Below are 6,488 nucleotides of genomic sequence, written 5' to 3'. Positions count from 1 at the left end.
TATATCAGAGTTATTCAAAATTAATTTTACTAATTCATCTCTAGATAAAGACATAGCCTGTGCTCCCTTCATTTGATAATTTATTATATCATCCTAATGAAGTTTACACAGACTATTTTACACTCTCAATTCCGCTTGTCCTGTGCTTGTCACAGGAGCATGCAGAAGTGGGTACAACTTTCAGTTTAGATATGCTCAGCGAAATTTTTTCACAGTCCTGCGGAACATATATGTATTCTATTTCGGTTGTTCATTGCTTCACTTTAAGTTCTTCACAATACCTTTAATTTATGCTTCAATTAAGAAAGCTTTATATCCCTTCATTGTTTCATATATATCAACTTTACTTGCCACTTCCCATGGTGAATGCATATTATGAAGCGCTACTCCACAATCTATTACTTCCATATTATATTGAGCTAATATATAGGCAATAGTTCCACCACCACCTTGATCAACTTTTCCAAGTTCTGCAGTTTGAATTGATACATCATGTTTTTCCATTATATTTCTAAGCTCTGCCATGTATTCAGCACTAGCATCGTTAGAGCCTGACTTTCCTCTAGCTCCAGTGTATTTATTAAACACCATACCTCTTCCAAAAAATGCTGCATTCTTCTTTTCCATTACTGATGGGTAATTAGGATCAAACGCTGCGCTTACGTCGGAAGACAGCATCTTAGAATTAGTAAGACATCTTCTTAGTTTAAGATCATTATAACCTTCAACTTTATCAATTATTTCTGCAACTATATTTTCGAAAAATCTTGAATGCATACCAGTAGCACCTATACTACCTACTTCTTCTTTATCAACAAGTAAACAGCAACAAGTTTTATCAACGTCTTGTATTTGGAACATAGCCATTAATGAAGTATAAGAACATACTCTATCATCATGTCCATATGCCATTACCATACTTCTGTCTAAACCATAATCCCTGGCTTTTCCCGCTGGTACAATTTCTATTTCAGCTGATAAGAAATCTTCTTCATCAAAATCATATTTGTCTTTAAGTATTTTCAAAATATTTGCCTTTACAGATTTTTTGTCGCTTCCTTTTAAAGGCATACTTCCAACTAATACATTTAAATCTTCACCTTCAACTACCTTATCAGCTTTTTTCCCCATTTGATCTCCTGCTAAGTGAATCAAAAGGTCTGATATTCCTACAACAGGATCGTTTTCCTCTTCACCAATGGTGATATCTATTAAACTTCCATCTTTTTTTGCTACTACTCCATGTAGGGCTAACGGTAATGTAACCCATTGATATTTCTTAATTCCACCATAATAATGTGTATCAAGCAGTGCCAATTCACTATCTTCATAAAGAGGATTTTGCTTTAAATCTAATCTTGGTGAATCAACATGGGCCCCTAAAATCTTCAACCCCTTTTCCATAGGTTCATTTCCAATGATAAATAAAGCAATTGCTTTCCCTTTATTATTAGAATAAACTTTATCTCCTGGCTGTAATTTCTTGTTTTCACTAATTATTTCTTCTATATCCATGTAACCTTCTGCTTTTGCTAACCTGATTACTTCTTTTATGCATTCTCTCTCAGTTTTACACTTTGACATAAAATCTTTATATTCATCACAAAATTTAAATATATCTTTCACTTGTTTCGCATTGTACTTATTCCATATATTTTTACATAACTCTTTCTTATCATTTTTCATAGCCATTCCTCCTTCTTTGATTCTTAATCAATTTTAATCATTAAGGTCATTCATTCTACTTTCTATTACATCTACTGGCGTAATCTTTGACATCAATGCATGCCTATAATTAACTGCTGCTGCTTCGATAATAACGGCTATATTTCTACCTGGTCTGATAGGTACAGTTAATTTCTTCACATTAATTCCTAGTATATTCATATATTCATTATCTATTCCTAATCTGTCGTAATCATTATCATCTTTCCAGTGTTCGAAATGCATAACTAACCTAATTTCTTTTTCTTGTACCACCGAACTCAATCCATATAAAGTTGTGACATCAATAATTCCAAGTCCTCTAACCTCTAACATACCTACTGTTATTTTAGGGGATCTTCCTATTAATTGGCCATCTATATCTTTTATATCGACCGCATCATCGGTAACAAGTCTATGCCCTCTTTTTATTAATTCCAACGCTGTTTCACTTTTTCCAATTCCACTTTCGCCAGTAATTAATATTCCTATACCTGAAACATCGACTAAAACACCATGCAATCTTGTTTCTGGAGCAAGTTTATCCGCTAAATATATTGTGGTCTTGCTTATAAACTGTGTAGTTACTAAGTTACTTCTAACAAACCAAATATTATGCTTTTTAGCTTCTTTTATAAATTCAGGATGTGGCTCTAATCCTCTAGTAATTATTAAACAATTTATATCAAAACTAAAATATTTCTTAACTCTTTTTTTTCTTAGTTCTATTTGCATATAATCTAAAAAGCTCCATTCAGCTTTTCCTATAACTTGAATTCTCTCAGGAGCAAAATAATTATAGAATCCTGCTAATTGCAATCCCGGCCTATTAATATCGTTTACTGATATTTCTACGTCTTCCTTCCCCTCAACTAGAACTTCTAAATTCAAATCGTCTATTAACTTTTTAACTGAAACACCCAAATACTATCATCCCTTTTTTCTATTTTTAGGTTCTACACCTTCTAATTGTGCTCTAAAGTTTTTCTTAACATTATCTATGTACTTTTTTCTAAGTTTTCCTTGTAATTCTTTTTCTTCTTCTGTCAATTCTCTTTCTTGACTAGTTCTGTATAATAAATTTATTTTTTCTACAACTTGTTCTATTTTTGCATTTTCAAAATCCATTACAAATTCATCCTTTCTATGTATCTATCAATAATTTTACCATTTAAAATAATATAATCAATATGAATTTTTTCGACATCATTCATTTTATTTTTAGTATGCGTGTCGAACAGTTTTTTTGTAAAATATATACATTTTTGTTTTATTTGGAATATTCTCGGGTAGAAAAATATACTTTTTATAACTTTATATCATTTTTTTACACATTATTGTCATTAATTGTTAAATGAAATATTTTTACAAATTTTATTTTCTTGTTTATAATAAATCTATAATATTAACCAATCATGGTAAAAAGAGGTGTAATTATGAAAACTTGGGCATTATTTAAACTTAAATGTAATATTTCTTTTAGAAGACATTTACTTAATTTACTTTTATTATTTTTCTCACCAAGTAAAAGGTTTATAATTGCTTTATCTCAAAATTTGGACAAGCACATTGTTTTATATCAAAAAGAATTAAATTCTTTATACAGCAAGCAACATAATTCCAAATCTGTCAAAGAGATAGCTGCTTAATATAAATAAATATTATCATAAATTTACAATTCTATATTCTTAGTTTTATGATAATTTGAAATAATATACTGTAAAGTCTTCTTTTAAAATTTGCATGATAAAAAGACTAACTCGAGTTAATTTAGTTAGTCTTTTTAATTAATTATATTTTCATAATAAATAAAACACCTCATTACTGAGGTGTTGAATACAAATCATAGCTCCCAACATGCCGTCCACCTATATATTCAAGTCCTGCGCCTCGCAGGTGGGTTAAGCGCAATCCATTCCTGTCTTCTACCGTCACAATCAGTGATAAAATGAAGCCTGACATTTATGAATCTATTGCAAATCCCGATAATATCATGTAGGTTGAATATCATAAGCTTTACGCACATCTCAGGAAATCTATGATTTAATTATAGCATATGATACTATATTTTCAATAGTATTTTTATTCCAATTTTACTCAAAGTAATCGTTTAAAATATCTTCCATTTCCGTATCTGTTAACTCATATGAAAATGCTGCAATAAATTTACAGTATCCGCTATCTCCATTTTCCATTCCAAACTCTTTGTATTTAGCTTCTAATTCAAACTCTTCCATTGCTTCTTCTAATATTGATTCAACATTATCTACTGCAATATCTCTTAAATATGGAATGTAGTATTCTTTATACCATTCGTCACTTTCTGGTTCAAAATCGCTTTCCTCTGTTGAATAAGCTTTTGCTGCACTTAATTCTTCTTTATCAAAATCATAGTAAAATTTTATTATTACATAATCGCCTTTTCGTTTTATTTCCTCAACATCAGTTAAATCGCTATCTTCTAAAAAGCTTATAATTTCTGAACTTTTCATTGATTTCACCTCTTTTATCTAATACAATAATTTCTTATATTCCTTTTTAATCTCTTCGAACTCCTTATCATCTTCAACAAGATTAAGCTCTTCTATACCTTCCTCATTTACATCTATTCTAAAGGCAAACATATCATCACTTGTTTCATCTACAGGTGATAATAATAAATACCCTTGTTCCCCTAAGTATATTTTTGCTATTGCTTCAAAATCGACTTTGTTTCCCTCTTCATCTCTAAATGACATTATTTCTTTTTCTTCCAAAATGTCCACCTCTTCTTTTCTACTTGTAACTCATCTTATTATATTCGGAGTTGAATCACAATGTTTTTAATTTATTCTAACCTTATTATATGATATTTCATATTTTTGTCTATATTTTTTTATTATTTTTCTATAATTTCTATCCTATAGCAAAAACTAAAAAACTCAGTTCATACTTTAGTATATAAACTGAGTTTTCTCTTTAAAAGTTTTAACTTGTTTTAGTCAATTGATTTTACATTAATTTTTACTTGATATAACTATATTGCTGTTTAGTTTTAAAGTCTCCAAAGACATTATAGATACTCTTCTTACTCGCTCTTGCAACTGATCTAATTATTCCATATGCAATTACACTATCAACAGCATGATGTACAATTGTTCCAATACCTGTTACTACAATTAAAGTAAAAAGATTTAACCCAACAAAAGGTATTACAACTAATGCTTCTAATATTCCGTGAATAGGTGCTGTAATAGCTACCGCTTTAGTATAACTTTGATTTTTCATAATTAAGTAAGCACCAACATATCCAACAACAATATGAGTTGCTGCTCTTGCCACTATTGGGGCTGGCATTCCTGCTATTAAAAACCCAATTGTAGAACCAATTCCAACTACCACCGCTACAAAAGGTGATATTAACATTGATAACATCATTGGTACATGTGAAGCTAATGTCGCTGAGAATGGTGGAATCATTATTCTTAAAAATCCAAATTGAATAGGTATTAAAATCGCTAAAGCAGTAAGTAGTCCGGCATAAACCATTTGTTTTATTTTATTATTCATTTATCCTGTCTCCTCCTCTGTTTACACACTGTATATACACTAGTATATATTATACACAAGCATAAGTAAATGCTTTTAAATAATTTTATGTACAAACCTTCTATGTTTTTTCAATCTTTTATTTCCTTGATATTATTCCTTATAACTTTTATAATATAGTTAATTTGAAACTACATATTAAGAAAGAAACTTAATTTATCCTATTAACTGGATATAAAACTCTACTTGAAAAGTTTCACTCTATATTGTCTTTAATATTCTTATCTTTATGCAAGGAGATTTAAAATGGAAAAAATAAATATACTTGGTACTGGTTCTGCTATGGTTACAAACTGTTATAATACTTGTTTTACTTTATCAAAAGATGATGAGCATTTCCTTATTGATACCGGTGGCGGTAATACTATACTTACAAATTTAGAAAAGTTAGATATCCCAATTAATAGAATACATAATATGTTTATATCGCATAACCATAATGATCACATATTAGGTAGTGTGTGGATTATTCGTGCTGTGGCGCAAGGCATATTAAATAATAAATACACTGGAAACTTAAATATTTATTGTCATGAAACTTCTATAGATGCGGTAAAAACCATTTCGGCATTTGTCCTTCAAAAAAAATTTTTAGATATGTTTGATTCAAGAATTATATTCAATAAAATTAGCGACAATTATACTGTCACTATATTAGATAGACCTACTACTTTCTTCGATATACATAGTACTAAAGATCTTCAATATGGTTTCAGGACTTTACTTTCAAACGGTAAATTCATGACTTTTTTAGGCGATGAACCTTATAGAGATGCTGTTAAAGATTACTGTGAGAATGTGGATTATTTATTTCATGAAGCGTTTTGCCTGTACTCTCAAAGAGAAATTTTCAAACCATATGAAAAACATCATGCTACCGCAAAAGACGCATGTAAAAATGCTAAAGAATTAAATGTTAAAAATGTTATACTATATCATACTGAAGATAAAAATTTAGAAAAGAGAAAAGAACTTTATACGAATGAAGGAAAAGAAGAATTCCAAGGTACAATATATGTACCTGATGATTTAGATATAATCGAATTATAAATATTCATTATCTATAAAATAACCTAATTATATCTACAAATCGCAGCTTTATAATTGTTTTAACAAAAGTAAAATTGAGGCTATACCTTATGAGTTTGCTCTATAATATAGTTTAGGACAAACTCATAGGTACAACCTCTAAATAT

At 29.4% G+C, this 6,488-nt stretch carries 8 protein-coding genes and 1 other RNA gene; 2 read left to right on the top strand and 7 right to left on the bottom strand.

Annotation, left to right across the window (positions count from 1 at the left end):
• Positions 1-288: 288 nt before the first annotated feature.
• The 3 genes from CLCHR_RS19075 to CLCHR_RS19065 are packed head-to-tail and all read right to left on the bottom strand — an operon-like array spanning position 289 to position 2,832.
• On the bottom strand, positions 289-1,686 hold the full coding sequence (locus CLCHR_RS19075) for an aminopeptidase (protein ID WP_079441502.1): 1,398 nt from the start codon (positions 1,684-1,686) through the stop codon (positions 289-291).
• Positions 1,687-1,719: 33 nt separating this feature from the next.
• Positions 1,720-2,628, bottom strand: coding sequence for an HPr(Ser) kinase/phosphatase (gene hprK / locus CLCHR_RS19070; protein ID WP_079441501.1), 909 nt, complete (start codon positions 2,626-2,628; stop codon positions 1,720-1,722).
• Positions 2,629-2,634: 6 nt separating this feature from the next.
• Positions 2,635-2,832: a DUF896 domain-containing protein gene (locus CLCHR_RS19065; protein ID WP_079441500.1), complete on the bottom strand. Its 198-nt coding sequence runs from the start codon at positions 2,830-2,832 to the stop codon at positions 2,635-2,637.
• Between the two features lie 308 nt (positions 2,833-3,140).
• On the opposite strand from CLCHR_RS19065, the gene CLCHR_RS19060 reads away from it, so the two are divergent.
• Positions 3,141-3,353 carry a hypothetical protein gene (locus CLCHR_RS19060; protein ID WP_079441499.1) on the top strand — a complete coding sequence of 71 codons (213 nt, stop codon included), beginning with the start codon at positions 3,141-3,143 and terminating at the stop codon, positions 3,351-3,353.
• 196 nt (positions 3,354-3,549) lie between these two features.
• On the opposite strand, the gene ssrS is transcribed toward CLCHR_RS19060, so the two are convergent.
• From ssrS to CLCHR_RS19040, 4 genes are all read right to left on the bottom strand, one after another.
• Positions 3,550-3,741: non-coding RNA, 6S RNA (gene ssrS / locus CLCHR_RS19055), on the bottom strand.
• A gap of 56 nt (positions 3,742-3,797) precedes the next feature.
• Positions 3,798-4,196: a hypothetical protein gene (locus tag CLCHR_RS19050; RefSeq protein ID WP_079441498.1), complete on the bottom strand. Its 399-nt coding sequence runs from the start codon at positions 4,194-4,196 to the stop codon at positions 3,798-3,800.
• An 18-nt stretch (positions 4,197-4,214) separates the two neighbouring features.
• Positions 4,215-4,460, bottom strand: a complete 246-nt coding sequence (locus tag CLCHR_RS19045; RefSeq protein ID WP_079441497.1) for a DUF1292 domain-containing protein — start codon at positions 4,458-4,460, stop codon at positions 4,215-4,217.
• A gap of 247 nt (positions 4,461-4,707) precedes the next feature.
• Positions 4,708-5,253, bottom strand: coding sequence for an ECF transporter S component (locus tag CLCHR_RS19040; RefSeq protein ID WP_079441496.1), 546 nt, complete (start codon positions 5,251-5,253; stop codon positions 4,708-4,710).
• Between the two features lie 285 nt (positions 5,254-5,538).
• Here CLCHR_RS19040 and CLCHR_RS19035 point away from each other — a divergent pair, with 285 nt between their 5' ends.
• Positions 5,539-6,342, top strand: coding sequence for an MBL fold metallo-hydrolase (locus CLCHR_RS19035; RefSeq protein ID WP_079441495.1), 804 nt, complete (start codon positions 5,539-5,541; stop codon positions 6,340-6,342).
• Positions 6,343-6,488 lie beyond the last annotated feature (146 nt).

The organism is Clostridium chromiireducens, from assembly GCF_002029255.1.
GTDB classification, from domain to species: Bacteria; Bacillota; Clostridia; order Clostridiales; family Clostridiaceae; genus Clostridium; species Clostridium chromiireducens.
This window is presented reverse-complemented; position numbering and strand designations above follow the sequence as displayed.